This is a genomic window from Streptomyces sp. NPDC001594, assembly GCF_042893675.1.
Taxonomy (GTDB): Bacteria; Actinomycetota; Actinomycetes; order Streptomycetales; family Streptomycetaceae; genus Streptomyces.
The window spans coordinates 73,732-99,448 of the sequence record NZ_JBIAVB010000013.1; the positions used below are offsets into that span (position 1 = coordinate 73,732).

Consider the following 25,717-nt stretch of genomic DNA (forward strand, 5'->3'; position numbering starts at 1 on the left):
GCGGCGTGTCCCCGGAATCCCGAAGGACGCGCGCCCGGGGCGGGCGGCACGCGCGGTGCCCCAAGGCCTGCCCCGCTGAACCTGACCCTCGAGTCGGCGGACGGCGACCTTCCCCTCCTCCTCGTGAACGATCCGGCGCTGGGCGGCCACGAACTCATCCGGCCCGGGATCGCGGACGTCCCGGACCAGGTCCGTGAGGGCGCCACGCACACGTGCGGAGGCGTTCTGGACCTGGTCCGGGGCGAGCTGCACTGGGTGGCGTGCAGCTGCTGTGCGGGTACCGGGACTCCGTGGTTCTCGTCGGCGTCGGCGGTCACGATCCCGCCCACGAGCAGTACGTGGCGGGGCGGCCCGGCCATTTCTTCCTCAGGGGCCGGGTCTTCCCGCCGGACGAGCGGTACGACGGCTGGGTCGTGTTCACGGGTGTCACGGCCCAGACGAGGGCCGGCTCAGTCCTCCTGGTGGATGACGGCGCCGTAGGCGGCGGTCAGGTTCACCTCGGTGCCGTGGAGGTGGACGGTGCCGCCGTGGGCGGTGACCGTGGCGCGGCCGTAGGCGTGGACGCGTGCGTTCTCCTGGAGGGTGACGGTGGAGCCGTCGTCGGCGACCACCTCCGCGTTCCCCCCGGCGGTGACGGTGGAGCCGGCCCGGGCATGGACGGCCGCGTGGCCCGCCGCATCCGCCAGGACGGCCTGGTCCTCCACGGTGATCGTGCCTCCGGTGGCGGTGTGGACCACGGATCCGGGGTGTGCGTGGACGGTGCCGCCGGTGACGTTCTGGACGCCGGCTCCGGCGTGGAGCTGGACCGTTCCCCCGGACACCTCGGTGATCGCGGTGGTGCTGGCGGATTCCACGTCCCCGCCGCTGACCAGGGTCAGGCGACTGGTGTCGTTGAGGGTGACGAACCCGTCGATCACGAGGTCGACGGCGCTGGTGTCCATGGCCAGGAGGGTTCCGCCGTGGACGGTGGAGCACCATGAGGTCCCGTACAGGGTGGCCTGTCCGTCGTACAGGTTCTCGATCGTCCCGCTCTGGACGTTCACGTGGTACGGGGTGTGCTTGTTGACGATGGTGCCGTGGCAGGAGCCGCCGCCGTCATGGAAGTTGACGACGGTTCCGCCCTTCCAGATGGTGCAGACCCCGCCGTGCTTGTCGGTGACCGTGGCCCCGTCCCGGATGTCCGCGTAGCCGCCGTACATGCGGCTGATGACGGCGCCGTCGAGGGCGTTGACGCCGCCGTCGTTCATCACGGCGAGGGGTTCGCCGTCGAGGCCCCCGTACAGCTGGACGGCGATCCCGCAGGCGGCTCCGCGGTTCAGCACCAGGGGCTCCGCGTGAGGGCCCGCTCCGGGGGCGAAGTGCAGCGGGTCCGGGCCGTTCAGGGACTCCTCGAGCGTGCGCTGCGTGTAGATGGTGCGGTGGGGGAGGTCCGTCGGGTGCCTGAGGCCCTGGGTCTGTCCGGCGGGTGTGGGACGGGGCTGCGCGGTGGCGAAATGGTGCAGGGCCGTGTCGGCCCGGGCCCAGCGGCCACGGTCCTCGAGCGGGAGCTGCGCCATGATCTGCTGGACGAGCTCGGCGGGCAGCTCGGACGTGGGCTTTTCGAATCCTGTGTGGTCGGTCAAGAAGATCTCCGTCTTCAGTCCAGGGAGATTCGGGCCCGTGATCAGGCGGCCGGGCCTACCGCTTGCGGCTCGGTCAACCTACAGAAGACCGGGCACCGCCCCCATGTCCGTTCGGGCACACCATCGGGCAGGGGCGGCCCTTGTGTTGCCGCCCCCTGGCGAGGTTCCGGCCGGCAGCCGGGCCGATCCGGCTCGCCCTGCCGGTGGCGGAGTTGCCCGTCTTGCTGCCTCTGCGGGATGGAAGCACCACCGCCCGCCTGCCCAAGCCCACCCGCTGCCGCACCGATGTGCTGTGTCCCGGATGCGCGCCGGCGAGCGAGATCGGCAACGTGCGGTGCGCGGACTGCACGGTCAGGACCCGGACCTCGCGGTCGGACGGCGGTTCGGGGGCGCGGGGGCGGCGGCCGTGGCCGGTGGTTCGAAGGGGGTACTGTCGGGCGGGCGGACGAAGGCGCAGCAGCCGAGGCCGGCGACGAGTGCGGCGACGGGGAAGGCCAGGGCCACTCGGGTGGCGGAGGTTGCGGTGCCGGTCTGGAGGAGGACGCCGCTGGCGGCGCTGCCGAAGGCTCCGCCGAGCTGGCGGGCCGTGTTGAAGACACCGGCCGCCGCGCCGGTGAGGGAGGCGTCCAGGTTCCTGGTGGCGATGCCGGCGAGCGGGGCGGAGGCCAGGCCGATGCCGATGCCGGATGCCAGCAGGGGAAGCATCAACACCCCCAGGTCCTGGCCTGGCCGGAGCAGCCCGGCCAGGGCGGCGACGCCCGCGATCAGCAGGGCGAAGCCGGTGGCCGCGAGCGCGCGGGGGCTGGTCGTCTCGGCGCGCTTGCCCGCCAGGCGGGCGAACAGGGAGCACAGGGCCAGCATCGGGACCGTGGCCACTCCGGCTTCCAGAGGGCCGTACCCGAGATCGTCCTGGAGGGAGAGCATCAGCGGCAGGAACAGCCCGCCCATGGCCAGCCCCAGAGCAGCGATCCCGGCCGCTCCCGCCGAGAAGTCGCGGTGCCGGAACAGCCTCAGCGGCAGCAGGGCGCCGGCCGGGCTGCGGTGCTGCCGCCACAGGAAGACGGCCAGGCTGAGGACGCCGAGTCCGAGGATGCCGGGGATGGTGAGCGGCCCGGCCACCGTGCCCCAGTCGTAGGCCTCGCCGCTCTGGATGCCGAAGACCAGGGCGCCGAGGCCGAGGCCGCTCAGCACGACGCCCCACAGGTCCAGACGCCGGCCCCCGGCCGGGCGCCAGTCGGGCAGCAGCCGGCGGGCGGCGAGCCATCCGACAACCCCGAGGGGGAGGTTGACCAGGAAGATGCCGCGCCAGCCGGTCCAGGCGACGAGGAGCCCGCCGACCACCGAACCGGCGGCCATCGCCGCGCCGCCGACCGCGCCCCACACCCCGAGCGCGCGGCCCCGCCGACCGTCGGGGAAGAGGTGGAGGATCAGCGCCATGGTCTGGGGTGCGACCAGCGCGGCGGACAGGCCCTGGACCGCGCGGGCGGCGATCAGCGTCCCCTCGGCGGGGGCGAGGGCGCAGGCCAGTGAGGCGAGGGTGAATCCGACCAGGCCGGTCAGGAAGACGCGCTTGGGCCCGTAGCGGTCGCCGAGCCGGCCGGCGAGGACGAGGGGGACCGCGTAACAGAGCGCGTACACGCTGTTGACCCACACGGCGGCGTTGAGGGAGGCGCCCAGGGACGTGCGGATGTCGGGTACCGCCACGTTCACGATGGTGGCGTCCAGGCAGATCATGAAGAAGCCGACGCACAGGGCGGACAGCGCCGCGCGCGGATGGGCCGCGGACTCGCCGGAAGGTGCGGGGCTGCGGAGGAAGGGGAGTCGCACGGTCGGTCCCGCCCCGCGCCGGCCCGTGCGTGCCGGGGAGCAGGCCGAACGGCACGGCTTCCGGGGCTCCGGCGACGCACGAGGGGCACGGGAACCGGCCCCTCGCCCCCACCTTCGCGCCCGCGGCGGGCCCAGCGCGTCCGCCGATCGGCCCACCGGGGGGATGAAGGCTCGTGACCACCGTCCTACCGCCCCTGGTGCGGCAGGGCCGGGGACCGTACGTGGGCGGTGCGGGCTGGGCTCAACTCCCCCGGTTCCAAGGATCGTTGCCCGGACGGCCTGGGTTGCGGCCGGGTCCGTCCCGGTCCCCTTCCTCCGGCTTGCCCGGGCCTCCCCCGGTCGGGTCGGGGTCGGGGGTGGGGTCGGGCTTCCCGGGGTCGTTCGGCGGTGTGCCGCCGGGCGAACCGGTAGGAGGGGGCGGGGGCTGCTTGCCGCCGGGCGGGCTCTGGGGGTCCGGGGCCTTGCCGCCGGGCCGCTTCGGGGCGGGTTGCTCGGGCGGTGTGGTGCCGCGCTTCGGCTTGTGCTCGGGGCCGCCCGACGGGCCGGTCTTCTTCTTGACCTGCCCGCCGTCCGGGACGACGCCGCCGGGGGCGGTGAACCGCTCGGCCGGCTCCCCCTCGAGTGCCGTTCGGTTGTACGCCGTCCAGATGCGGGCGGGCAGGGTGCCGCCGCCGACGGATTCGCCGCCGAGGGTGTCCATGGCCAGCTTGGCGTGCGTGACGGGGGCCTCCCGGAAGAGGGCGACCGAGGTCGAGATCTGCGGGGTGTAGCCGACGTACCAGACGGACTTCTTCTCGTTGGTGGTACCCGTCTTGCCCGCTGAGGCCCGGCCGAGCTCCTTGGCGGCGCGGCCGGTCCCTTCCGGGTCGTCGACGACGTCGCGCAGGACGTCGGTGACCGTGTCGGCGGTACGGGCGCTGACCGCGCGTTCCTCCGCCACCTCCGGGACGTGCCGGTCCGCGCCGGCGGCGGTGAGCCGGTCGACCATGCGGGGCGCGTTGCGCAGGCCGTGGTTGGCCAGGGTCGCGTACGCGCCCGCCATGTCGACGGCACTGGGGGTGGCGACGCCGAGCGGCAGTGAGGGCACGGCGGCGAGTTCGGGGGTGTCGTCGGGCAGCCCGAGGGCGACCGAGGTGCCGCGCACGTTGCGCAGTCCGGCGTCCTGTGCCAGCTGGGTGAAGACCGTGTTCACCGACTGGACCATCGCCCTGCGCACCGACACCCGGCCGTAGTCGCGCTGTCCCTGGTTGCCGGGCCGGTAGCCGGTTTCCCGCACGGCGTAGCCGTTGTCCCCGTCGTAGAGGGAGCCGGGGGTGATCGGGCGGCCGTTGCCGTCCTTGGCCTTCTCCTCCAGTGCGGCGGCGAGGGCGAACGGTTTGAAGGTGGAGCCGGCCTGGACGTCGCGGCGGGTGGCGTCGTTCACGTACTGCTTGACGTAGTCGGGGCCGCCGTAGACCGCGAGGACGTTGCCGGTCGCGTTGTCGACGGACGCGGCGCCGACGCGGACGTTCTCATCGCCCTTGCGGGTGTCGGGGCGGAGTGTGGCACCGAGTTCGGACGTGACCGACTGGGCGAGGGCGTCCTGCCGGCGTTTGTCGAAGGTGGTCCTGATCGTGAAGCCCCCGGCCTCCAGTTCCGCTTCGGTGACGGTCTTGTGGGCCAGGAGGTACTGGCGCGCCGCGTCGATGAGGTAACCGGCCTGTCCTGCCTGCCCGGCGGACGGCTTGAAGTCCAGGGGCTCGGGGAAGCGCGCGGTGGCCCGTTCGGCGGGTGTGAGCCAGTCCTTGTCGGCCATGCCGTCCATGACGTACGTCCAGCGCGCGAGGGCGCGGTCGCGGTAGCGCGGGTTCTTCTTCACGTCGTAGAGGGCGGGCGCGTTGAGCAGCGTGGCGAGGTAGGCGCCCTGCTCGGCGTTCAGGTCGGCGGCGTTGACGCCGTAGTACGCCTGGGCCGCGGCCTGGATGCCGTAGGCGCCGCGGCCGTAGTAGTTGGTGTTCAGGTAGCTCTGGAGGATGTCGTCCTTGGACATCCGCTGGCCCACCTTGACGGCGATGAAGAGCTCCTTGAATTTCCTGGTCAGGGAGATGTCCTGGGTCAGGTAGTGGTTCTTCACGAACTGCTGCGTGATCGTGGACCCGCCCTGCCGGGTGCCGCCGGTCACGTTGGCCGCGACGGCTCGCGCGATGGCGGGGACGGAGATGGCCGGATCCTTGTAGAAGTCGCGGTGCTCCGCCGCCAGCGTCGCCTGCTGCGCGGCCTTGGACATCGCGTCGAGGGGGACCGAGTTGCGGTTCACGGCGCCGGTGCGGGCGATGACCGAGCCGTCGGCGTACTCCCAGACGTTGCCCTGGGAGGTGGCGTGCTCGTTCGGGTCGGGCACGTCCACGAGGAAGTAGCCGGCGACGAGGGCTCCGATGAAGGCGAGCGTTCCGCCGAGGGCGCACCACAGGGCCGTACGGCGGCGCGGTACGAGGCGGCGCCATCCCTCCCGCTTCTTCGGACCCCCCGGGGGCCCGCCCCGGCCGCGGGCCGGCCGGTGGAACGGTCGGGTCTTCTCACGGCCTCGGGAGCCACGGCGAACACGCATGGGCGAAACCGTACATACCCGAACGATAAGGGAAGCATTACGGAGCGCTAGCTAGCGACTCCGCGCCCGCCGACTTCCGCGCCCGGAGCCGATGGGGCGCCCCTGCCGGACGGCGGAGCGACGGTCCTACCGCGCGTCCCCTGATCAGGGGGCGACTCCCGCTCCCCGCCGCGACTTGACTACAAGAGGACGATCACCCTCCGGTTCAGTGCCGAGCCGTGGAGCGCGTCCGGGGCGCAGGGAGGGGCCGTCCGCCCTGCCGACAGATCCCCCAACCTCGCAGAGCAGGAGACCGCGACACCATGAGCGAGACCCCCGCGACGGGCCGCCGGCCCCTGGCCTCCGAGCAGTGCCCGGACCGACCGGAGCCGGGCCCGGGTGCGTCCGGCCGGAGAGGGGGACGGCGCACGCGTGGCCGGGGCCGGTGGTGGGGCTTCGCCGCCGGCGTGCTCGGAGTCGCCGTCGCCGTGCAGGCGTTCCGCCCGCTGCCCGCCCCCGCGCTCGTCATGCGGGACGTGCCGGCACACTTCACGCTCCCCGGAGGGAACGCCGCCGTGCCGTGGCCCTCTGGAGGGCAGGGTGCGGTGACGGTGGTCGGCTCGGGCCAGATGGAGACGTTCGGCGAGCAGAGGCCCGTCCCGATCGCGAGCACCGCCAAGATGATGACCGCGTACGTCCTCCTGCGGGACCACCCCCTCAAGAACAGGCAGGACGCGGGCCCGCAGATCGAGGTCGACACCCAGGCCGTCCAGGACGGCGAGGCCAAGGACGAGTCACGCATCGAGGGACTGAAGGTGGGTCAGTCGTACAGCGAGTACGACATGCTCAAGATGCTCATGATCCCTTCGGGGAACAACATCGCCCGGCTGGTCGCCCGCTGGGACACCCGCTCCGATTCGGTCTCGGCGTTCGTCGCGAAGATGAACCGGGCGGCGGCGGAGCTGGGCATGACCCACACCCGGTACACCGACCCCTCGGGGCTGGAGCGGGAAACGGTCAGTACCGCCGTCGACCAGACCAGGCTGGCCGAGGCGGTGATGAGGTCCGACGCCTTCCGCAGCGTCGTCAGCATGGCCGGCGCTGACATCTCCGGCGCCGGGAAGCTGTACAACAACAACAGCCTGCTCATGTCGGACCTCAGCGTGCGCGGGATCAAGACCGGCTCCAACACGCCTGCCGGCGGCGCCCTTTCCTGGGCCGCGTACAAGACGGTGGACGGCAAGGACCGGCTGCTCCTGGGCACCGTGCTGGACCAGCACGCCGACGGCCCCGACATCAACGGGGCCGACAGCCTGAAACTGGTGCTGGAGAACAGCCGCAAGATCATCGAGGCCGTACGCGGGGCCGTCACGTCGGCCACGATCGTCGAGAAGGGCGAGACGGTCGGCTACGTCGACGACGGACTCGGGCACCGGAGCCCGGTCGTGGCCACCAAGGACGTCAAGGGCGTCGGCCTGCGCGGGACCCGACTGGCCATCGGCCTGGACCAAGACGCCGCAAGGCTGCCCGGCGAGGCGAAGGCGGGCACCGTGGTTGGCCGGCTGACGGTCGGAGAGGAACCGGAGGCGGTCCCGGTGGCCCTCCAGCACGACCTCACCGAACCGTCCCTGCTCTCGCGCCTGACCCGGCTGGGGTGACGCCGTCAGAGGTCTTGCATTCCCGGGAATCATGCGCGCATTGCCTCAAAGGAGGGCGGAAGCTGTTCCCGATCGTGCTGGTGACCCACAACACCCCGCCGTCACCCTGGAGCTGACAGACGAACGGCCCAGGACGGGAGAGACACACCGATGCCTTACGCAAACTGGGTGGAGATGCGGAACGGCGGGAATACCTTCCTCTTTCCGAGCGGAGTCGATCCTCAACCCTTCCTCACTGACTGCCCCACGACGCCTGACGACTTCATGACGAAAGGAGAACACTGGCACCAGCTTTTCCTGTCATGGCACGAGAAGGTGCAACCCACACCCGAAGCGAAGAAGAGGAGGAGCAAATACTGGCCCAGGACGGTCACCCACTACAGCGCGGCCAAGACCTGGGACGAAACGCTGGCGCAGGCTGCGGGCAGCAAGCCGCGGGAAGCGTATCTGAGGTACTACCACCAGCAGGTCAGGATATTCCTGGAGAACTGTCACGCCGCCAGTCCGTGGCTGCGAGCCCAGGAAAAAGATGTCAGGGAGAAGCTGGAACAGAAGCAGGCTGCTGAAACAGCATGGCCCTGGAACCACATAGGGTCTGGTGTGGCGAAAGAAGCCGTCGCGCAGGGGCTCAAGGCGTCCGTCGAAAGGTCCGCAGCCAGAGCATGGCTGACCGGCAACCGAAGGGATGAACCGCATGCCGTGGTGAAGCGGATGGAAAGGGAGTTGAAAGCATGGAAGAGCAAAATGCTACCCCCCGTCCATGCCCTGGCCGAGGCGGGCGCCACGCTGGCACGGCACGGCGCCCCCGAAATGACCGGCCTCGGGGACAGTGCAAGTAAATGCATGTCGGCGGAATCAGTGGTGCGGGATGCCTGTGCCCAGCTGGTGAGGTCGAATTCGATGGATGAGCGATTGGTGCGTGACGCCAAGTTGCCCGAAGAGGCGCTTGAAGATCTGATAACGGCTTGGGCCGAGTACATGCAGGCGTGCCACGAACTGGTGGCGACAACACTCACGAGTACGGAAGAGATCGTCAAGTGGGCCCAGGCAGAGGCGAAAGGGAAGATCCAGGCCAACTTCGCCAGCGTATGCCCCAAAACAGTGGCCGCCTTGGCGGCCATCGGGGCCATGGTCGGCATTCTGCCCGCACTCATTGCCGCTCTCGGCGCGACCTCCCTGAGTTCGGGGGCCACGGGCACCGCTTTTACGGTTTTCGGCGGATCCGTGTTGAACATGGCGAAGGACTACATCAACGAGAAAATGACCGCCTGGATATCCGGAAAAATAGCGGAAAATCCTGCCACGGTCATCACCCACACCGGCCGCGATTACACCGGGGAGGCCAGGCGCGAATGGGAGAAATGGTTGAGCAAGCACGTCAAACGGGTGGCCCCGGTGGCGGCCAACGGGACGCGTGCTCTCGGGCTGCAACGTGACTGGCCCAAAGCGACCATCATCGCTCCGTTCGAGCAGTACGCAACCGCCCTCACGGATGGGATGGCGGTGGGTGCCGAAGTGTTCTACCCCAAGACACTCCAGCGGAAAGGCGCCGCCCAGCAGACCGACGAGGCGGTGGGCGCCATGGAACACGTCTACCGGGTCCGAGCCCAGGGGCTGCGTGATTCCGACCCTCAGGACGTGGAAGCGGCACTGCTCCGGAGTGCGCTGAGCGGGCTGATCCGGGAGTCCCGGCCAAGTCCGGCTGGGGTCCCGTGCCCCGAATTCACCCTCCCAGGGGGAGAGCAGGCAGTACGGTTCAGCCTGCTCGGGAAAGACGGCCATCGCGTCTATTCCGTGAACGATTTTCATATGGCGCACTACAGGAGCCGGGATATCGTAACGGACAAACGGAGGCGGCAAGCACAAACCGGGTTCGAATGCACGACGCTCGCAACCACCCTCGGACTGCCTTCCGAAATGGCCCGGGACGTCTGGTCGATCACATTCACCCTCAGCCCCGAGGGAATAGCCGTGTTCCAGTACGCAAAGTTCCAGGTCATGCAGCTCTGGGTGCCCCACGATGTGCACATCAGCCTCAGCACTCGCGATGAAAATCTCATCCCGAAACTGCGCGAGATCCACGAACTGGATCCGGAACGCCACGCGCTCCAAAAATTCCCGGCTCTCTTCGACGTAGGGGCTACCTCCTTCAGTCTGACCGAAGAAGGGATAGAGGCTTCTAGCGGCATCGTCGTACCGACCGAACAGATACCCTCCTTCTTTGCCGAGAACGCCAGGAGAACGGCTCCGGCAACCGTCGCACCTGCGCTCGGAGCTGATGACTCCGACGACGGCTGGGTGGTGATCGGGCCCACTGTCCGACACCCCGACGACGAGTCGAATGATTCGGACTGGGAGCTTCTGGGGGTATCTGCGGAGGACGCGACCTCGTACGATGCGTCCTGGGAGGACAGAGAGGACGGTTGGGATTCCGACGACGATGGGCGATACGCCCGGGCCCGGAAGATCGCCGAAGACAACACTGCCATCGTGGCGAACATGAGTCTCGGTGAAACCCGGGCGTGCGTGGAATCGGATGGAGAACTCATTCTCGAATCCGACAGCGCTGAATGGCTGAGCGCGCAGGGGCCCGATGTCAACCGGGGCACCGTTTCTCGCCGGGATGGCGGGATCGATGTCATGGGGCTGCCGGATGCCAGCCAACAGGCCATCTGGTCGTTCAGAGAGTTGTACTCGTTGAACGACTCGCCAACGATCGTCGAATTCCATACCCATTGAGTCCGCCTCCGGAAGGGTAGGCGGACGGGCGGGGCACATGGCCCTCAGTCGAAGTCGACGGACACGCCTGCGGAGAGCTGTTCGAGTGTCCGGACGAGCCAGGCCCGGTGCGTCTGCGGCAGGCCCGTGACCCGCAGGCGTGCGGGGTCGTGGAGCGCCAGCGTGCCCTCGCAGAAGCCCTCCTGGGCCAGGACGTAGGCCACGTACCCCGGGTCGTGCCGGTCCCGTTCTCGGAGGACCATACGATGCGGACCATCGCCTCGGGGACGAGCCGGGTGACGGTGCTCTGGACGAAGGCGCCCACGTCCTCCGGAACGTCGGTGAACTCGATCGTCCGGGGGGAGGTGTCCCGCAGGACGGTCAGCCGGCCCTCGAAGACGTCCTCCTGGACCGAGACGTACTTCTCGTGCTCGAAGGCCAGCCAGTGCAGGTCCGCGCCCTGGAAGTCCTCCATGCCGAGGAGGCCCCCGCAGGTGTGGGTCCGGCCGGCCCGTACCTCGGCCGGTGTGGCAGGGCACGTGTCGGGCGTGCCCTCGCACAGGCGGACCGGGTCCGGGACGTCGCCGATGCCGGGCCGGGCGGCAGCGTCCCATCGGGCCGCCCGGCGGGCACGTGCCGGTTCCCGTTCGGCCGGGGGTGCGGGCGGGCTACGGGTGCTCCGGTCCGCCACGCAGAGTGCGGAAGGCGCGGAGGGCTCGTGGCAGGAGGAGGAGGAAGCCCGAGGCGATCAGGAGGGCCGTCACCCTGAGGACCGCTTCCAGTGCCGTCCGGTTGGCGCCGGCGCCGTGGACGCGTCCGTTGAGGGTCTCCAGTGACGTGGCCGCCAGCGCGACGGCGACGGCGGACGCGAGCATCTTGGCGGCGAGGCTGAGGCTGACCGCCGCGCCGGCCCGCTGCGGGGCGGCCCGGTGCTGGATGAGGACGTTGGTGAGCGCGCCCGTCAGGCCGATGCCCAGGCCGCAGACGGCGAAGGCCGCCACGTACAGGGGGACGGTGTCCGCCCAGACGACGAGCATGATGCCGAGGGCCGTCGCCGCGCTCGCCGCGCAGAGGCAGACGTAGGCGTAGCGGCTCTCGGCCACCTTCCCGGCGGCGTAGCTCGCCGCGGCGTCGGGGACGGAGAGGGCCAGGAGGAGGATGCCCGCCGCCAGTGGCCGCAGGCGCTGCGCCTCCTCCAGGTAGATGACCGAGAAGGTGGACAGGATGGAGTACGCGATGAGGGACAGGGCCCCTACGACGGTGAGCAGCTGGACGGCGGGGTCCAGATAGAACTCCCGTTCGTGGAGTGGCCGGGCGCCCCTGACCTCCAGGAACACGAAGAGCAGGAGGAGGGCGACCCCGCCGATCGTGCACACCAGGGTGGCCGGGGCGGCCCAGCCCCAGGTCGGTCCCCGGTCCACGGCCACGGTGATCCCGGCGAATCCGGCGACCACGGCGCCGGCGCTGACGAGCAGCGGGCGCCGGGCCGCCATCGCGGGGTCGTACGAGGGCCGGACGCACAGCTGGATCAGGGGCAGTGCCAGCAGGCCGATGGGGAGGTTGACGAGGAAGACGTAGCGCCAGTTGAATTCCGAGAGCACACCGCCGACGAGCGGGCCGAAGGCCGCGCCCGTGCCGGCGGCCCCCAGGACGAAGGCCAGACCGGTGCTCTTGAGCCGCCCTTCGAACGCCCCGGAGATCATGGCGATGGAGCCGGGGACGATGAACGCGCCGGCCGCCCCCTGGAGCACGCGCCCGGTGACGAGCCACTCGACGTTGCGGGACGTCGCACAGATGAGCGAGCTGACGATGAAGACGAGCACCCCGTAAATGGTCATGCGGCGTCTGCCGTACGCGTCCGCGAGCCATCCGGCGACGGGGAGCAGGCCGCCGAACGCGAGCATGAAGCCCGTGAGGACCCACTGGAGGTCGGTGACCGACTGGGAGAACTCGTGGGCGATGCGGGGCAGGGCGAGGTTCACGGCGAGCCAGTCGAGTTGGACGATCAGCACCGAGAGCGCGGCGGCCAGCAGGCCCAGTTTTTCCTTCCATGTGAACGAGACGGATACGCGTGTGTCCGGCGGAACCATGAGGGAGGTGAGCTCCGTTCCTCGGGTCGGGCCACGGGGTCTTCGGCGCGGGGCTACGACCGGTAACCCGCCCGGCCCAGGTTAACCAAACTTGTGGATGAATGTCTGGAATGTCCGTCTTGGCTCCGGAGCACGCCGGGGCGCCCCGCGGGCCTGCGCATCAGCCGGCGGGCCCGTGTGCGCCGTGGTCGTCCGGCGGTGAAAATTGGGCTGTGAACGGTGCAGGAGGCGCCCCCGGGGGTGCGTTCCCGCGCCGCGCCGCCGCCGGGGGCGGGGCGCGGGGCCGGCTCCCGCGGCAGACGCTCACCTTCGTGGCCATGGTCGTCGCCGTCGCGATGGTCTTCGTGGACCAGGCGATCGTCAGCATCGCCGCGCCGAACATCATCGGGGAGCTCGGCCTGTCCTCGTCGGGGATGCAGCAGGTGGTCAACGCCTACCTGCTCGCGCTCGCGGCGTTCTTCGCACTCGGCGGGCGGCTCGCCGACGTGCTCGGGCACCGGCGGATGGTGGTGACGGGCACCCTGGTCTTCGTCGTGTCGTCCGTCCTGTGCGGCTCGGTGCCGACCGGCGGCTTCGCGGAGAGCTGGCTCGTCGTCTTCCGCGCCACGCAGGGGCTGGGCGCGGCCCTGATCTTCCCCGCCGCGCTCGCCGTCGTCGTCAGCGCCTTCCCTCTGAACCAACGCGGCCGGGCCCTGGCGCTGCTCTTCGTCCTCGCCGGCGCACTCACCATCCTGGGACCGCTGCTCGGCGGCTGGCTGACGCCGTGGACCTGGCGGGCGGTGTTCTGGATCAACGTCCCCGTCGCCGTCCTGGCCGTGGTCCTCACCTATGCGGCCCGGGTCCCGAACGACGTCCGGCCCGAGCGCATCGACGCGCCGGGGGCGGTGCTGGTCGCCGTCGGGCTGGCGCTGAGCGTGCTCGGGCTCCAGCAGGGGTCCGCCTGGGGGTGGGGCTCCGCCGCCACCTGGGCGTGCGTCGGCGGCGGGCTGGCCGTGCTCGCGGTCTTCTGCCGGTACGAGCTGCGCACCCGTGAGCCGCTGATCAAGCTGCGGGTCTTCCGCGACAGGGCCTTCACCGCCGACACCCTGGTGATCTTCTTCTCGATGCTGGCGTTCGTGCCGGTGATGTTCTTCGCCTCGGTGTACGCGCAGATCTCGCTCAGCATGTCGCCCCTCCAGGCGGGGCTCTACCTGCTGTACGTGTTCGGGGGCTACGGTCTCGCGGCCCAGTGGGGCGGCCGGATCCTCGACAAGTACGGGGCACGGCCGGCCCTGCGGCTCGGCACCGCGCTCGGCTGCGCCGGGTTCGCCCTGTGGGCGGCCAGGCTGACGGACCTGTCGCCCCTGGACCAGTGGCCCTACGCCTGCCTCGCCGGGGCCGGCATCGGCTTCGTGCTCTCCCCCGCCTCCACCGATGCCGTGAACCGGGCCATCGACGCCTCGTACGGGGAGGTCACGGGGATCACCCAGACCGTGCGCAATTATGCGGCGGCGGTCGGGATGGCGGTCTTCGGCGCGGTGCTCATCCACGTCATGACGGACCGGGTCACGCGGACGCTCACCGCGCGGGCCATGCCGCAGGGCCGGGCGCGGGAGGTGGCCCGGAAGATCGCGGAGACGATCACCGGCAATCCCGACGACCTGCTGCCCCGCGGCGCCGGGGAGACCGCGACGGTGATGCGGGGCGCGATCCACGCCGTCCGCGCGGACTTCGCGGCGGCCAACCAGTGGGTCTTCTTCGGGATGGCCGTCTCGATGGGTGTGGCGTTCCTGTGCTCGCTGCTGCACCCGGGGACGCAGGTCAGGGAGGAGGCCGGGGAAGCGGTGGGGGCGGGGCGGGAGCGGGGTCCCCTCGGGTAGCGGCACACGCGGCGGAACCGGGGGGGCAGGCGTTCCAAGGCGGGGTCAGTTCAGGGCGAAGCAGGCGTACACCGTCTTGCCGGAGCAGGCCGGGACGGTGGAGGCGGTCGGCGCGGTGGCCGGCGTGCGGCGGGGCACCACGCCCCACCGGTCCGCGAGCGCGGTCACCAGCTCGCAGCCGTACCCGCCGCCCTCGCCCTTCGCGTCCTGGGCGGGCTCCCGGGGCAGGGCGTCCGAGGCGTCCTCGACCTCGACGAGCAGTTCGCCCCGCTGCCACCGCACCCGCACCTCGCCGGCCCCTCCGGCGTGCCGGCAGGCGTTGGTGACCAGCTCGGAGACCACGAGGAGGACGTCGTCCGCCCGGGTCAGGTGGGTTTCGCAGCCCGAGGCGCGGCATATGTCGAGGACACCGGAGACGAGCTTCCTGGCATCGCGGACGGCCTTGTCCTGGCGGGCGGGGCGGAGGACGGCCGGTGCTGTGCTGTGGGGGGTGGTCACGCTCACTACCAATCACTGACGGTCATGTCCCTGTGCGCAGCTCAACGGGCACACAGGCTCATAGCTCAATGAAAGGGACATCCGCGGCTCACGGGCATCGGCCGGCAGACCACTCCGCCATCGGTTGCGGCCGCCCCGACCGGGGGGTGCGCCAGGGGCCGATCGGCCGAGTCCCCTCCCCTGGACCGTACGCCCACGCGCCCGCGCGCCATGTGCCGTCGACCACCACCCGGGGAAGCCTGACCTGCCCCGAAGCCTGCCCGGGACCCGCTGCTGCGCGCCGCGTCCGGCTGACAGCATCGCCTTCCATGAGTCGAGAGCAGAACGGTCCGATGACCCTCCGCCCCCTGACGGAACGCCGCCGCGAGCGCGTCCACCGGCTGGGCGTCGCCGGAACCGCCCTGGCCCTCACCCTGGGCGTCGCCCTGCTCGGCGCGGGGTCCGCCGACGCCGACGAGCGCTGCCCCGCGGGCCGGTCGTGCGCCTCCGAGCCGGGCGGCCCCGGAGGGCCGGCGGCCGGTCCCGCCGATTCCGGGTCCCTTCGCCACATCCCGCTCCAGGGCGCCGTCAACGTCCGCGATCTGGGCGGCTACGCCACCGAGGACGACCGCAAGGTGCGCCATGGCCTGGTCTACCGGGCCGACGCCCTGAACAAGCTGAGCGACGCGGACCTCGTCGCCGTCTCCGGTCTCGGCCTCGAGACGGTCGTGGACTTCCGCACCACCCAAGAGGTCGAGGCCGACGGCTCCGACCGGCTGCCCGACGGGCTCACCCCGACCTACCGGCCCGTCGGCGGCGACGACCTGGGCGAGACGGTGAAGGAGGCCATCCTCAGCGGCGATCCCGTGAAGCAGGAGGAGGCGCTGGGCAAGGGCAAGGCCGCGGAGTTCATGAAGGAGGTGTACCGCTCCCTCGTGACCGACGCCGGGAACCGGGCCCGGTTCGCGGAGACGCTGAGGGAGATCGCGGCCGACGGGCAGGGGCCGTTGCTCTACCACTGCACCTCCGGCAAGGACCGCACCGGCTGGACGAGTTACGTCCTGCTGAGGGCCCTCGGCGTGTCTCAGGACACCGCCGAGCAGGACTATCTCGCGTCGAACACCTTCCGGGCGGAGCAGGACGAGAAGATGCGCGAGCAGCTCAAGGAGTCCGGGCTGATGGAGAACCCGGACCTGTTGAAGCCGGTGCAGGAGGTCCGGTCCGAGTACCTCGGCGCCGCCCTCGCGCAGGTCGAGAAGGACCACGGGACCCTCGACGGATATCTGGCCGAGGGGCTCGGCCTCGAGGAGCAGGTGGTGGAGCGGCTCAAGAAGAAGCTGATCGCCTGACGACCGGGCGGCGCGGGCGGGCCGGCGTAGGCGGGTCGGGGGAGGTGGTCGAGGCCCGTCCCGCCCCGCCGATCGGCCGATTGTCCGGACACCGCGGACCCCGGAGGATCGCCGGAGTGATCATCCCGGCAGCCGAGCCGGCGGCAACCCGGCACGGCCCTGCCGGCCCGGCCTTCCAGAAGGGACCCCACCGTGGGCCACGACGACCTTGCCCGGCGGGGTTCCGCGACACGGCGGCCGCGAGCGGCGGCGATCCCCGTCGTCCGGGCGGGCGCCGACGAGACCGGCGGCAGCCCGGTGCGGCACGCGATGGAGCTCACCCGCCGCCACGGCCCGCTGTTCACCCGCCGGCTGCCGCACGCGGACTTCACCTTCGCCGGCTCCCTCGACCTGGTCACGGAGCTGGCCGACGAGGAGAGGTTCACCAAGGGGGTCGGGCGGGCGCTGCGCATCATCCGGGGCATCGCCGGGGACGGGCTGTTCACCGCCTACAACGACGAGCCGAACTGGGCGAAGGCACACGACATCCTCCTCCCGGCCTTCGCCCTGTCGTCCATCCGCCACTACCACCCGACCATGCTCGAGGTCTCCCGCCGCCTCTTCGCCGCATGGGACGGGGCGGCCCGCGACGGGCGCCCCGTCGACGTCGCCGACAGCATGACCCGGACGGCGCTGGACACCATCGGCCTGGCCGGGTTCGGCTACGACTTCGGGTCGTTCGAACGGCCCGAGCCGCACCCCTTCGTCGCCGCCCTCGGCCGCAGCCTGTCCCACACCCAGGCGCTGCTGTACCGGAACACCGGCCCGGACGGGCCGACGGACGGCGAGCGGGAGCAGGACGCGGCGTTCGAGGAGGACGTGCGGTTCATGGCGGCCCTGGTGGACGAGGTCATCGCCGCCCGCCGGGCGACCGGGGACACCTCCACCGACGACCTGCTCGGCCTGATGCTCCGGACCTCCCACCCGCGCACCGGCGAGCCGCTCGGCCTGGAGAACGTGCGCAACCAGGTCATCACCTTCCTCATCGCCGGCCACGAGACGACCTCGGGCGCCCTGTCCTTCGCCCTCCACCACCTGATGAAGCACCCGGAGGTGCTGCGCCGGGCCCAGGCCGAGGTCGACGGGGTGTGGGGGTCCGATCCCGACCCGGAGCCGACGCCCGAGGACGTCGGCCGGCTGGTGTACGTACGGCAGATCCTCAACGAGGCACTGCGGCTGTGGCCGCCGGCCGCCGTGTTCGAACGGGAGGCACGGCACGACACCGAGCTGGCCGGGCATCCCCTCAAGGCGGGGGAGTCGGTCCTTGTCCTCACCCCGATGCTCCACCGCGACCCGGCGTGGGGCGACAACGTGGAGGCCTTCGACCCGGACCGTTTCGCCCCGGACGCGGTGGCCGCGCGGTCGGTGCACGCCTTCAAGCCCTTCGGGACGGGGGAGCGCGCCTGCATCGGCCGGCAGTTCGCCCTGCACGAGGCGGTCATGCTGCTGGGCCTGCTGGTCCACCGCTACCGGTTCCTCGACCACGCGCGGTACCGGCTGCGCGTGCGCGAGACCCTCACCCTCAAGCCGGACGGCTTCACCCTCGTCCCCGCCCGGCGCGCCGCCCGCGCCGCGGCCGTGCCCGCGCCACGGGAGACCCCCCGGGCCGCCGGGCAGGGCGCGGCCACCCACGTCCTGCCCGGCACCGCGCTGTCCGTGCTGTACGGGTCGAACCTGGGTACCTGCCGCGACCTGGCCCACCAGATCGCCGACGTGGGCGGTTCGCTCGGCTTCACGGCGCACTGCGGGCCGCTGGACAGCTGCCCGCCGGGCGATCTGCCCACGCGGACGCCGGTCGTGATCGTCGCCGCCTCGTACAACGGGCGGCCCACCGACGACGCGGCCGGCTTCGTCGCCGACCTGGAGTCCCCCGCGGCTACCGGCCTGGACGGCGTCCGCTACGCGGTCCTGGGCGTGGGCGACAGCAACTGGGCCGCCACCTACCAGCGGATCCCGGCCCTGCTCGACGACCGGCTGTCGGCGGCGGGCGCCGAACGGATCCTGCCGAGGGCCGAAGCCGACGCCGGCGGGGACATCGCCTCGGCCGTCCGCCGCTTCACCGAGGACCTGCGCCGCACGCTCCTCGACACCTACGGGGACCCCGCCTCGGCGGAAGCCGCGGACGCCGGCCCCGCCGGCGAGGGCTACGAGGTGACGGAGCTCGTCGGGGGCCCGCTGGAGGCGCTCGCGGCACGGCACCGGATGGCCGCCATGACCGTGGCCGAGTCCCGCTCCCTGCTGGACCGGCCCCACCCGGAGGGGCGGGCGAAGCAGTTCGTACGGCTGCACCTGCCGCCCGGCACGACCTACGGGACGGGTGACCACCTCGCGGTCCTGCCCCGGCAGTCACCACGGCTGGTGGACCGCGCGGCCCGGCTGCTGGGCGTCCGCACGGAGACACCCCTCCGGATCCGCGCCCTGCGGCCGGGGCCGGCCACCCTCCCTGTCGACCGTCCCGTCACCGTGGGCGCCCTCCTGGCCCGGCACCTCGAACTCCAGGCCCCGGCCTCCGCCGAGGAGATCGCCGCCCTCGCGGCGCTCGCCCCCTGCCCGGCCGAACGCGCGGACCTGGAGAACGTCGCCCCGGGGCGGCGCAGCGTCCTCGACCTGATCGAGGCCTACCCCTCGGTACGGGACCGGCTCGACTGGCCCGCGATCCTGTCCCTGCTGCGCCCGGTGAAGCCCCGGCACTACTCCATCTCGTCCTCCTCGGCGGCCTCCCCGCGTCACATCGACCTGATGGTGGCCCTGCTCGACTCCGACGGGTTCCAGGGCACGGCGTCCTCCTACCTCACCCGTATCGCCGAGGGGGACCTGGTCCTGGCCCGGATCGTCCCCGCGCGCGAGGCACTGCGCATCCGCACGGACACCCCGGTGATCATGGTGGCGGCCGGGACCGGGCTCGCCCCGTTCCGCGGGGCGATCGCGGACCGCCGGGTGCGGCTCGCGCAGGGCGGCGAACTTCCGCCAGCGCTGTGCTATTTCGGGTGTGACGCCCCCGACGTGGACTACCTCCACTCCGTGGAACTGCGCGGGGCGGAGGAGGCCGGGGCCGTGTCGATGCGGCCGGCCTTCGCGCTCGAACCCGTCGGCGGTGTGCGGTTCGCCCAGCACCGCATGGCGCGGGAGGGGGACGAGATCTGGCGGCTGCTGCTCGACGGGGCGACGGTCTACGTGTGCGGCGACGCGGTCCGCCTGGCCGTCGGGGTGCGGGAGACCCTCCGAGCGATCCACCGCCGGCAGACGGGCGGCACCGCGGCGGAGTCGGGGGACTGGCTCGAAGAGCTCACCGCGAAGGGCCGCTACGTGGAGGACGTGTTCGCCTCGTCCTGAGGAGGTGCGAAATGGGTTACATCCTGCTGGGCCACGGCGGCCTCGACGGCGATCCGGGCGTCACCCCGCCCGAGATGGAGTTCGTGGCGATCCCCCAGGGGACGACGATCCAGTTCTACGCCGACGCCGGGCAGGGCCTGTGGTTCGGCCGGGACGACCTGGACGTGTGGCAGCAGGTCCCGCCCTACCTACCCGCGCTCGGCAGCGGCGAGGTGACCTACAACCTGGCGCTCCAGGCTCCCGATGTGCCGTGGGTGGAGGAGTTCGCCGCCGCGGAGCCGGGGTTCGCGGGGCACCGGATCGTCCTGGCCGGGGCCGACGGCACCCCGGATCCGCTCCCGATGTGCACCGGCACACGGGAGACCTGCCCGACCGACCCCCGCCAGGTCGCCGCCGGCGCCACTCACCACTGCGAGGGCATCCTCGCCCGCTTCCACGGCGACCTGCACTGGCTGGCCTGCACCACGATCGACCACGCCGACCAGGCCGTGGTCGACGCCGCGCTGGGGGGCCGGCCGACGGACGTGCCGCTCGGTGCGGACCCGGACCGGATCGCGGACGAAGCGGCCGAACGGGCCATCGCCCGGGTCAACCGCGCCAACGTGGAGCGCGCCTACGACCAGCAGGACATGCACTTCCGCGCCGCCGGGTCCGCGGTCCTGATCGGCCACGGCCACGAGCCGGGGATCGCGCATTACGTGCGCGTCCAGAGCCGTCCCGTGCGGGGCGTCCTCACCGTGCACCGGGCGGGCGGGGCCCTCCACCCCGCCGGCCGCTTCGAGGTCCGCGGCGTTCCGCCCGAACGGCGGGCGCCGGTCAGGGTGGCCCTCGGCCGGTTCTCCGACTACGAGGTCGTCTTCGTGTGACCGCGCAGGCCGCCGGCCCCGCTACTTCCCGGCCAGTGCCTTGCCGATCGCGTCCTCGTACGCGGCGGCCGTCAGGGGGGTCGCGCCGTCGGCGGTGGTCAGCTTCCTGCCGTCCATGACGAGGGTGGGGGTGCCGGTCGCCCCGTCCTCGTTGGTGGTGAACTTCTCGGACATCTCCAGCGCCCAGCGGTCGTACGTGCCGTCCGTGACCGCCTTCCGGAAGGCCGCGTTGTCCTTCAGGGCGCTCACCTGGTCGGCCACCTGGATCAGGTACTTGTCGCTCTTGAACGTGTCCTCGGACTCCTGCGGGTGGTACTTCGCCGAGAACAGCTCCTGCTTGTAGGCGAGGAAGGCGTCGGGGCTGACGTTCAGGGCCGCCCCCAGGGCGCTCAGGGCGTTGCGCGAGCCTTCGCCCGGGTTGTCGAGGAAGGTTCCGATCACGTACTGGACCTTGTACTTGCCGCTCTCGAGGTCCTTGTCGACGCTCGGGCCGACGGCCTGCTCGAAGGTGGCGCAGAAGGGGCAGCGCATGTCCTCGTAGACCTTGAGGGTCTTCGGGGCGTCGGCCTTGCCGAGGACGACGGTCGTGCCGTCCGGTCCCGTCGTGTGGGCGGGCTCGACCAGTTTCGCCGTCTTGGCGGCTTCCCAGGCGGTGGGCTCGTTCGCCTGGACGACGAGGTAGGCGGTGGTTCCGACGACGGCCAGCAGACCGGCCATCGCGGTGGCGGCGAGCAGCCGGCGGCGGCGCTTGTCCTTCGTGGCCTGACGCGCTCGCTCCGCCCGCAGCCGCTCGCGGGCGGCGGTCTTGCCGTTGTGGGGGTCGGGTGCGCTCATGACACGTGCTCTCCGCCTGCCGGGGACGTTCCGCTTACCGGCCGGACCGGTGACGGCGGCCGAGCCCGCCCGACGGAGCGGCGGCATGCGAGCGGTCACCCCGACCCCGTCGCCGCACCGGCCCGCTCCGCCGGGCGAGTGACTCCATCGTGGCCCGGACCCCGTCCCCTCCCTGCCCCCCGATCAGCGGTCCCGCCCGACGATCCCCGGACCGGCCGACCGGAGGGAGGGGGCCACCCGTCCGGTGACCGGCACCGTGGGGGGGTGGTCAGTCGGCGGGGCTCCAAACGGGGTCGGGGAGGAGATCGGCGTCGGACTCGACCAGCCGGAGGAACCTTTCGCACCCTTGATCGATGAGGTCCGGCAACAGGGACGTGTCCCTCTTCGCCCTCACGTAGGAGGCAAGGGGCGCCTGCCAGCCGCTGAGCGGATAGTCCGCCGCGAGGACCTCCAGAAGCTCGAGGTCGATGTTGCCGGGGAGGGAGTGCGTGTCCAGCAGCTGTTTCAGGTGGTAGAGGTCCGGCAGCCTGAGGCCGAGCCAGTGGAAGTCCGTCAGCTCCGCCCCTTCGTGAGAGGTCAGGCATCCGTTGACGATGCCGAAGTGCTGACGGGGGACGTCGAGCGCCCAGGGGATCGTGTCGAACAGGTCCTTCAGCAGATCAGGGGTACACCATTCCAGCAGCAGGTCGATGTCCTCACGCTGGTGGGCGTGGACACTGATCTCCTCATCGTCCGCCAGGCAGGCCACCAGTGAACGAATGTCCTCGCCCCTGAACATTCCGCGCCCCTCGGGCGTGACGTCGAAATCGATACGCCACTCCGCGCGACCGAGTTCGTTGTGGGAGGTCGCGTTCGCCACGCACTGGAAGACACCGCCGTCGTTCGCCGCCCAGCCGGTGCACGTGACAGCCGCCGTCACGTTCTCAGGCGTGACCGGCTCGCCCTCCCACTCCACCCTGAACGAGCCGACGGGCCCCATGACGGTGTCGCGCGCGGTGAAGCCGTCCACGCCGTTCACGAAGGCACCGCCACCGCGCGCCCAGGCCTTCAGCGCGCCTTCGGCTCCGGCCGGTTCCACGTCGTCCGGGACGAAGCGGCCATGGGTGATCACACCCTCCATGCCGTTCACGCGGACCCGCACGGACTTGGTCACGGGGTCGAACACCCCCAGGATCGTGATGTCGGGGTCCTGGGCTGACGCGTCCGTCCCGCCGAAGGCCGTGTTCACCATCTCCAGCAGCGCCTCGCGCTCGCGCTCGTCCCCCTTGACGAACTCCCTCGGGTTGGCCAGCTCCTCGACCTGGAATCCCAGGTCGACCGCGAACATCACCTGGCCGACGAACGGCACGGCCTTGCCGACCGTGCCGCCCGCCGTCCCCCCGATCGTCGTGGCTATCGCCTCCATACCGGGGTTGGCCAGGAGGGCTCCCCACGCCACCGTGTTGGAGGCCTTCTCGAGCGCACGGCGCGGCTTCGACGCGGAGAAATCGCCGACGATCATCCTTCGGATGGTCTCCGGGTCCTTCGCGTTCAGACAGGACACCAGCTTGTTCAAGGCGGCGATGGCCGCTCGTACGACGGCCTGGAGTACGGCACCGGTCGTGGCCGCCACCGGCAGGAACGCCGGAGCGGCCGGCCCTGTCGCGGCGACCACCAGCGCCTGGACCGTCAGGTTCATGACCAGCAGGGCGCCCTGCAGGACCACTTCGGCCGTCACCAGCTCCGGGTGTACCGTGCCGAAGTTCTTGTGGATCTTCTTGTAGGCGTCCTCGGCCGCCCAGCTCAGGAACGCCGCACAGGCCTCCACCATGGCGGCGGCCTCCTTGGTGGTCGCGTGCGCGTAGGCCCCCCAGGCGTCGAGCACCTCTTCCCGCACCTCGCCGAGGACGGCCCGGCGGAGGGCCGCCTCGGCGGCGACCAGTTCCATGTGGGACTCGCCCAGCCGTTCCAGCGCGGCCCCGATCCCGTCGCCTTTCGCGCCTTCCGCCGCATCGCTCAGTTTCTGGTAGAAGCTCATGAAGCGCGGCTTCACCTTTCGGGTGTAACCGGCCATGTAGGCGTTGAGATACACGAGGGTTCCGGCGGCCAGGTCGTGGTCCGTCCCGCCGTCCGCGCGGTTCTTCTCGTCCATCTGCGCGGCGGCCAGGGAGCGGGTCATGTTCGTCCGCGTCCGCTCCGCGACCTGCTTTTCCCGGTCCCTCCTGCCCCACCAGGACGCGGTACCGAGTTCCTTGTCCAGCGCCGCCTCCGCCGCTTGCCGCTCTTCTTCCAGCCACGCCCGCAGGTGGCTGCATTCCTCGAAGAAATCGGCCTTGACGAGGCCGTTCCAGAGGCTGTGCTGGGCCTTGGTGATCCGGAACGTGGAATCGCTCTTCGTCTCGTGGTGCAGGACCAAGGCGCGCCAACGGGCAAGGTCTTGTTCGGGTGGTTTCCGGGACGCGTACCAGGCGGTGAAGAGATCCGTCCAGGGCTTGCCCCGCCGCAGCAGGTCGTCCATTCCGCGGGGGCGCCTGTCCATGACGCATGCGAGGTCGGTCCCCGGTGTGACCCATGTGTGAGGCGGCATGGTGGGCTGTCCCTTCGAAATGACCGGCGTGTCCTGGCAGTCTTGCCAGGTCGGTCGTGCCGCTCCAGCCCGATGGGGAACGCGTCGGGGCTTCGCGCGGCCGACTTTCAGGCGTCCAGGCGGGGCACGACCCCAGGTCAGCGGACGGGTCTTTCCACCCGCTCCACCTTCTGGGTGCCGCTGAGGGTCCGGTACGAGCGGGACCAGGTGGTGCTCGCGTCCGGGCGGTTCTTGTCGGAGAGCACGTGGTAGTCCATCTGCGCGCGCTCGGTCGTCACGTCCAGGACGCCGTAGCCGTGGGAGTCCATGTCCAGCCACTTCACGTGCCAGTTGGCCGATCTGACGGCGGACTCGGCGACCAGCGAGAGGGTGCGCGGTGCGACGTGCAGCATGTCGTCGACGTTGTCGGAGGTCACCGAGGTGACCACGAACTCGGTCGCGGCCGTGCCGGAGGCCGGGTAGGTCGCCATGTCCAGGGGCACCTCGTTCGCCCAGGCCATGTGGATGTCGCCGGTCAGGAACACCGTGTTCTTGACACCGTGCGCCGTGAGGTGGGCCAGGAGTTCCTTGCGGTCGTGGGTGTAGCCGTCCCACTGGTCCGGGTTGACCGCTATGCCTCCGCCGGCCAGACCGAGCAGTTCGGCGAGTGGGGCCAGCAGGTGCGCGGGGAGGGAGGCGAAAGCCACCGGTGAGATCATCACGGAGGTCCCGACCAGTTTCCACGTCGCGTTCGAGGCCGCGAGGCCCGCCTTGAGCCACTCCAACTGGGCCCGGCCAGTGATGGTGCGCCGCGGGTCGTCCACCCCTCCGGTGCCGGTCCTGGCCTGCTGCGAGCGGAAGGAACGCAGGTCCAGGAGGTGGAGGTCGGCGAGGGTGCCGAAGCGCAGCCGCCGGTAGACGGTGCCCTCGGTGGAGGGGCGTACGGGCATCCATTCGAAGTAGGCCTGTTCGGCGGCGGCCGCGCGGGCGGCCCAGTCGCCCTCGGTCGCCGGGGTGTGGTTCTCGGCGCCGCCCGACCAGGCGTCGTTGGCGAACTCGTGGTCGTCCCAGACGGCGACCATCGGGTGCGCGTGGTGGAGGGCCTGGAGGTCGGCGTCCGTCTTGTACGTGCCGTGCCGGGTGCGGTAGTCGGCGAGGGTGACGATCTCGTGCTCCGGCTGGTGCCGGCGCACGACGTACGGGGGCTCGGGGTAGCCGCCGGTGCGGTACTCGTAGATGTAGTCGCCCAGGTGCAGGACGGCGTCCAGATCGGTGCGGGCGGCGAGGTGGCGGTAGGCGGAGAAGTAGCCGGACTCCCAGTTGGCACAGGAGACCACGCCGAAGCGGACCCCCGCCGTGGTGGCGTCGTGGGCCGGCGTGGTCCGGGTGCGGCCGACGGGAGAGGTGGCGGCGCCCGCCGTGAACCGGTACCAGTAGGCGGTCCGGGGCCGCAACCCGCGTACGTCCACCTTGACCGTGTGGTCGGTGGCGGCGCTCGCGGTGACGGTGCCCCGGGCGACGGTCCGGGAGAACGCCTTGTCGGCGGCGACTTCCCAGCCCACCTGGACGGCCGGGCCGAGGCCGGAGCCCGGGACGGCCTCGGGGGCGGGGGTGACGCGGGTCCACAGCAGGACCCCGTCGGGCAGCGGGTCGCCGGAGGCCACACCGTGCAGGAAGGCGGGGCCGCCGGCCGCCGCGCGGGCGGCGGGGGCGGCGGCGAGGCCGGCCACCGGGGCCAGGGCGGCGGTGGCCGCGCCGAGGACGACGGAGCGGCGGCGCGGGTACGGCGCGGCGTGCGGAGGCGGGGAGGAGGGAGGGAGTTGGCTGGTCACGAGCGAGCACGCTAACGGCGGGCGGGGCCGCCGGAGCATCCCCCGATAGGCGGTGATCGGGCGCCTTTGGCAGTAGTCGGCCCGACGGTCCGCGGTCCGAAG

General features: G+C 71.5%; 15 protein-coding genes. 6 read left to right on the forward strand and 9 right to left on the reverse strand.

The window, feature by feature from the left end:
• Positions 1-449: 449 nt before the first annotated feature.
• The 3 genes from ACFY0O_RS25030 to ACFY0O_RS25040 form a co-directional block, all read right to left on the reverse strand.
• Complete coding sequence (locus tag ACFY0O_RS25030; RefSeq protein ID WP_388950196.1) at positions 450-1,622, reverse strand: hypothetical protein; 1,173 nt, start codon at positions 1,620-1,622, stop codon at positions 450-452.
• Positions 1,623-1,973: 351 nt separating this feature from the next.
• Positions 1,974-3,449 (reverse strand): MFS transporter, encoded by a 1,476-nt coding sequence (locus ACFY0O_RS25035; protein WP_388950199.1) that lies wholly within the window; start codon positions 3,447-3,449, stop codon positions 1,974-1,976.
• Positions 3,450-3,690: 241 nt separating this feature from the next.
• Positions 3,691-6,036, reverse strand: coding sequence for a transglycosylase domain-containing protein (locus tag ACFY0O_RS25040; RefSeq protein WP_388950201.1), 2,346 nt, complete (start codon positions 6,034-6,036; stop codon positions 3,691-3,693).
• Positions 6,037-6,338: 302 nt separating this feature from the next.
• On the opposite strand from ACFY0O_RS25040, the gene ACFY0O_RS25045 reads away from it, so the two are divergent.
• Both ACFY0O_RS25045 and ACFY0O_RS25050 read left to right on the forward strand, forming a co-directional pair.
• On the forward strand, positions 6,339-7,673 hold the full coding sequence (locus tag ACFY0O_RS25045) for a D-alanyl-D-alanine carboxypeptidase family protein (RefSeq protein ID WP_388950203.1): 1,335 nt from the start codon (positions 6,339-6,341) through the stop codon (positions 7,671-7,673).
• A gap of 150 nt (positions 7,674-7,823) precedes the next feature.
• Positions 7,824-10,412 (forward strand): hypothetical protein, encoded by a 2,589-nt coding sequence (locus tag ACFY0O_RS25050; protein WP_388950205.1) that lies wholly within the window; start codon positions 7,824-7,826, stop codon positions 10,410-10,412.
• A gap of 44 nt (positions 10,413-10,456) precedes the next feature.
• On the opposite strand, the gene ACFY0O_RS25055 is transcribed toward ACFY0O_RS25050, so the two are convergent.
• Both ACFY0O_RS25055 and ACFY0O_RS25060 read right to left on the reverse strand, forming a co-directional pair.
• On the reverse strand, positions 10,457-10,654 hold the full coding sequence (locus ACFY0O_RS25055; RefSeq protein WP_388950208.1) for a hypothetical protein: 198 nt from the start codon (positions 10,652-10,654) through the stop codon (positions 10,457-10,459).
• Between the two features lie 405 nt (positions 10,655-11,059).
• Positions 11,060-12,481: an MFS transporter gene (locus tag ACFY0O_RS25060; protein WP_388950211.1), complete on the reverse strand. Its 1,422-nt coding sequence runs from the start codon at positions 12,479-12,481 to the stop codon at positions 11,060-11,062.
• Positions 12,482-12,798: 317 nt separating this feature from the next.
• Here ACFY0O_RS25060 and ACFY0O_RS25065 point away from each other — a divergent pair, with 317 nt between their 5' ends.
• On the forward strand, positions 12,799-14,340 hold the full coding sequence (locus ACFY0O_RS25065; RefSeq protein WP_388950631.1) for an MFS transporter: 1,542 nt from the start codon (positions 12,799-12,801) through the stop codon (positions 14,338-14,340).
• 45 nt (positions 14,341-14,385) lie between these two features.
• On the opposite strand, the gene ACFY0O_RS25070 is transcribed toward ACFY0O_RS25065, so the two are convergent.
• Positions 14,386-14,838 (reverse strand): ATP-binding protein, encoded by a 453-nt coding sequence (locus ACFY0O_RS25070; protein WP_388950214.1) that lies wholly within the window; start codon positions 14,836-14,838, stop codon positions 14,386-14,388.
• Positions 14,839-15,146: 308 nt separating this feature from the next.
• Here ACFY0O_RS25070 and ACFY0O_RS25075 point away from each other — a divergent pair, with 308 nt between their 5' ends.
• From ACFY0O_RS25075 to ACFY0O_RS25085, 3 genes are all read left to right on the forward strand, one after another.
• Positions 15,147-16,166, forward strand: coding sequence for a tyrosine-protein phosphatase (locus ACFY0O_RS25075; protein WP_388950216.1), 1,020 nt, complete (start codon positions 15,147-15,149; stop codon positions 16,164-16,166).
• A gap of 192 nt (positions 16,167-16,358) precedes the next feature.
• Positions 16,359-19,538: a cytochrome P450 gene (locus tag ACFY0O_RS25080; RefSeq protein WP_388950217.1), complete on the forward strand. Its 3,180-nt coding sequence runs from the start codon at positions 16,359-16,361 to the stop codon at positions 19,536-19,538.
• Between the two features lie 11 nt (positions 19,539-19,549).
• Positions 19,550-20,404 (forward strand): putative adhesin, encoded by an 855-nt coding sequence (locus ACFY0O_RS25085; protein WP_388950219.1) that lies wholly within the window; start codon positions 19,550-19,552, stop codon positions 20,402-20,404.
• A 21-nt stretch (positions 20,405-20,425) separates the two neighbouring features.
• Here the strand turns inward: ACFY0O_RS25085 and ACFY0O_RS25090 are convergent, their stop codons facing one another.
• The 3 genes from ACFY0O_RS25090 to ACFY0O_RS25100 all read right to left on the reverse strand — a co-directional run bounded on the left by ACFY0O_RS25090 (position 20,426) and on the right by ACFY0O_RS25100 (position 25,615).
• Entirely contained in the window at positions 20,426-21,238 is an 813-nt protein-coding gene (locus ACFY0O_RS25090; protein ID WP_388950221.1) for a thioredoxin domain-containing protein, read from the reverse strand.
• A 268-nt stretch (positions 21,239-21,506) separates the two neighbouring features.
• Positions 21,507-23,735, reverse strand: a complete 2,229-nt coding sequence (locus ACFY0O_RS25095; protein ID WP_388950223.1) for a hypothetical protein — start codon at positions 23,733-23,735, stop codon at positions 21,507-21,509.
• Positions 23,736-23,941: 206 nt separating this feature from the next.
• Positions 23,942-25,615: an alkaline phosphatase D family protein gene (locus ACFY0O_RS25100; RefSeq protein WP_388950226.1), complete on the reverse strand. Its 1,674-nt coding sequence runs from the start codon at positions 25,613-25,615 to the stop codon at positions 23,942-23,944.
• Positions 25,616-25,717: the final 102 nt, after the last annotated feature.

What these genes read in the sequence shown, in the direction of transcription:
- ACFY0O_RS25060 (WP_388950211.1), bottom strand. Translation starts at nt 12,481, where the DNA reads ATGGTTCCGCCGGACACACGCGTATCCGTCTCGTTCACATGGAAGGAA.
- ACFY0O_RS25085 (WP_388950219.1), top strand. Translation starts at nt 19,550, where the DNA reads ATGGGTTACATCCTGCTGGGCCACGGCGGCCTCGACGGCGATCCGGGC.
- ACFY0O_RS25045 (WP_388950203.1), top strand. Translation starts at nt 6,339, where the DNA reads ATGAGCGAGACCCCCGCGACGGGCCGCCGGCCCCTGGCCTCCGAGCAG.
- ACFY0O_RS25050 (WP_388950205.1), top strand. Translation starts at nt 7,824, where the DNA reads ATGCCTTACGCAAACTGGGTGGAGATGCGGAACGGCGGGAATACCTTC.
- ACFY0O_RS25090 (WP_388950221.1), bottom strand. Translation starts at nt 21,238, where the DNA reads ATGAGCGCACCCGACCCCCACAACGGCAAGACCGCCGCCCGCGAGCGG.
- ACFY0O_RS25040 (WP_388950201.1), bottom strand. Translation starts at nt 6,036, where the DNA reads ATGCGTGTTCGCCGTGGCTCCCGAGGCCGTGAGAAGACCCGACCGTTC.
- ACFY0O_RS25065 (WP_388950631.1), top strand. Translation starts at nt 12,799, where the DNA reads ATGGTCGTCGCCGTCGCGATGGTCTTCGTGGACCAGGCGATCGTCAGC.
- ACFY0O_RS25095 (WP_388950223.1), bottom strand. Translation starts at nt 23,735, where the DNA reads ATGGACGACCTGCTGCGGCGGGGCAAGCCCTGGACGGATCTCTTCACC.
- ACFY0O_RS25055 (WP_388950208.1), bottom strand. Translation starts at nt 10,654, where the DNA reads ATGGTCCTCCGAGAACGGGACCGGCACGACCCGGGGTACGTGGCCTAC.
- ACFY0O_RS25075 (WP_388950216.1), top strand. Translation starts at nt 15,147, where the DNA reads ATGAGTCGAGAGCAGAACGGTCCGATGACCCTCCGCCCCCTGACGGAA.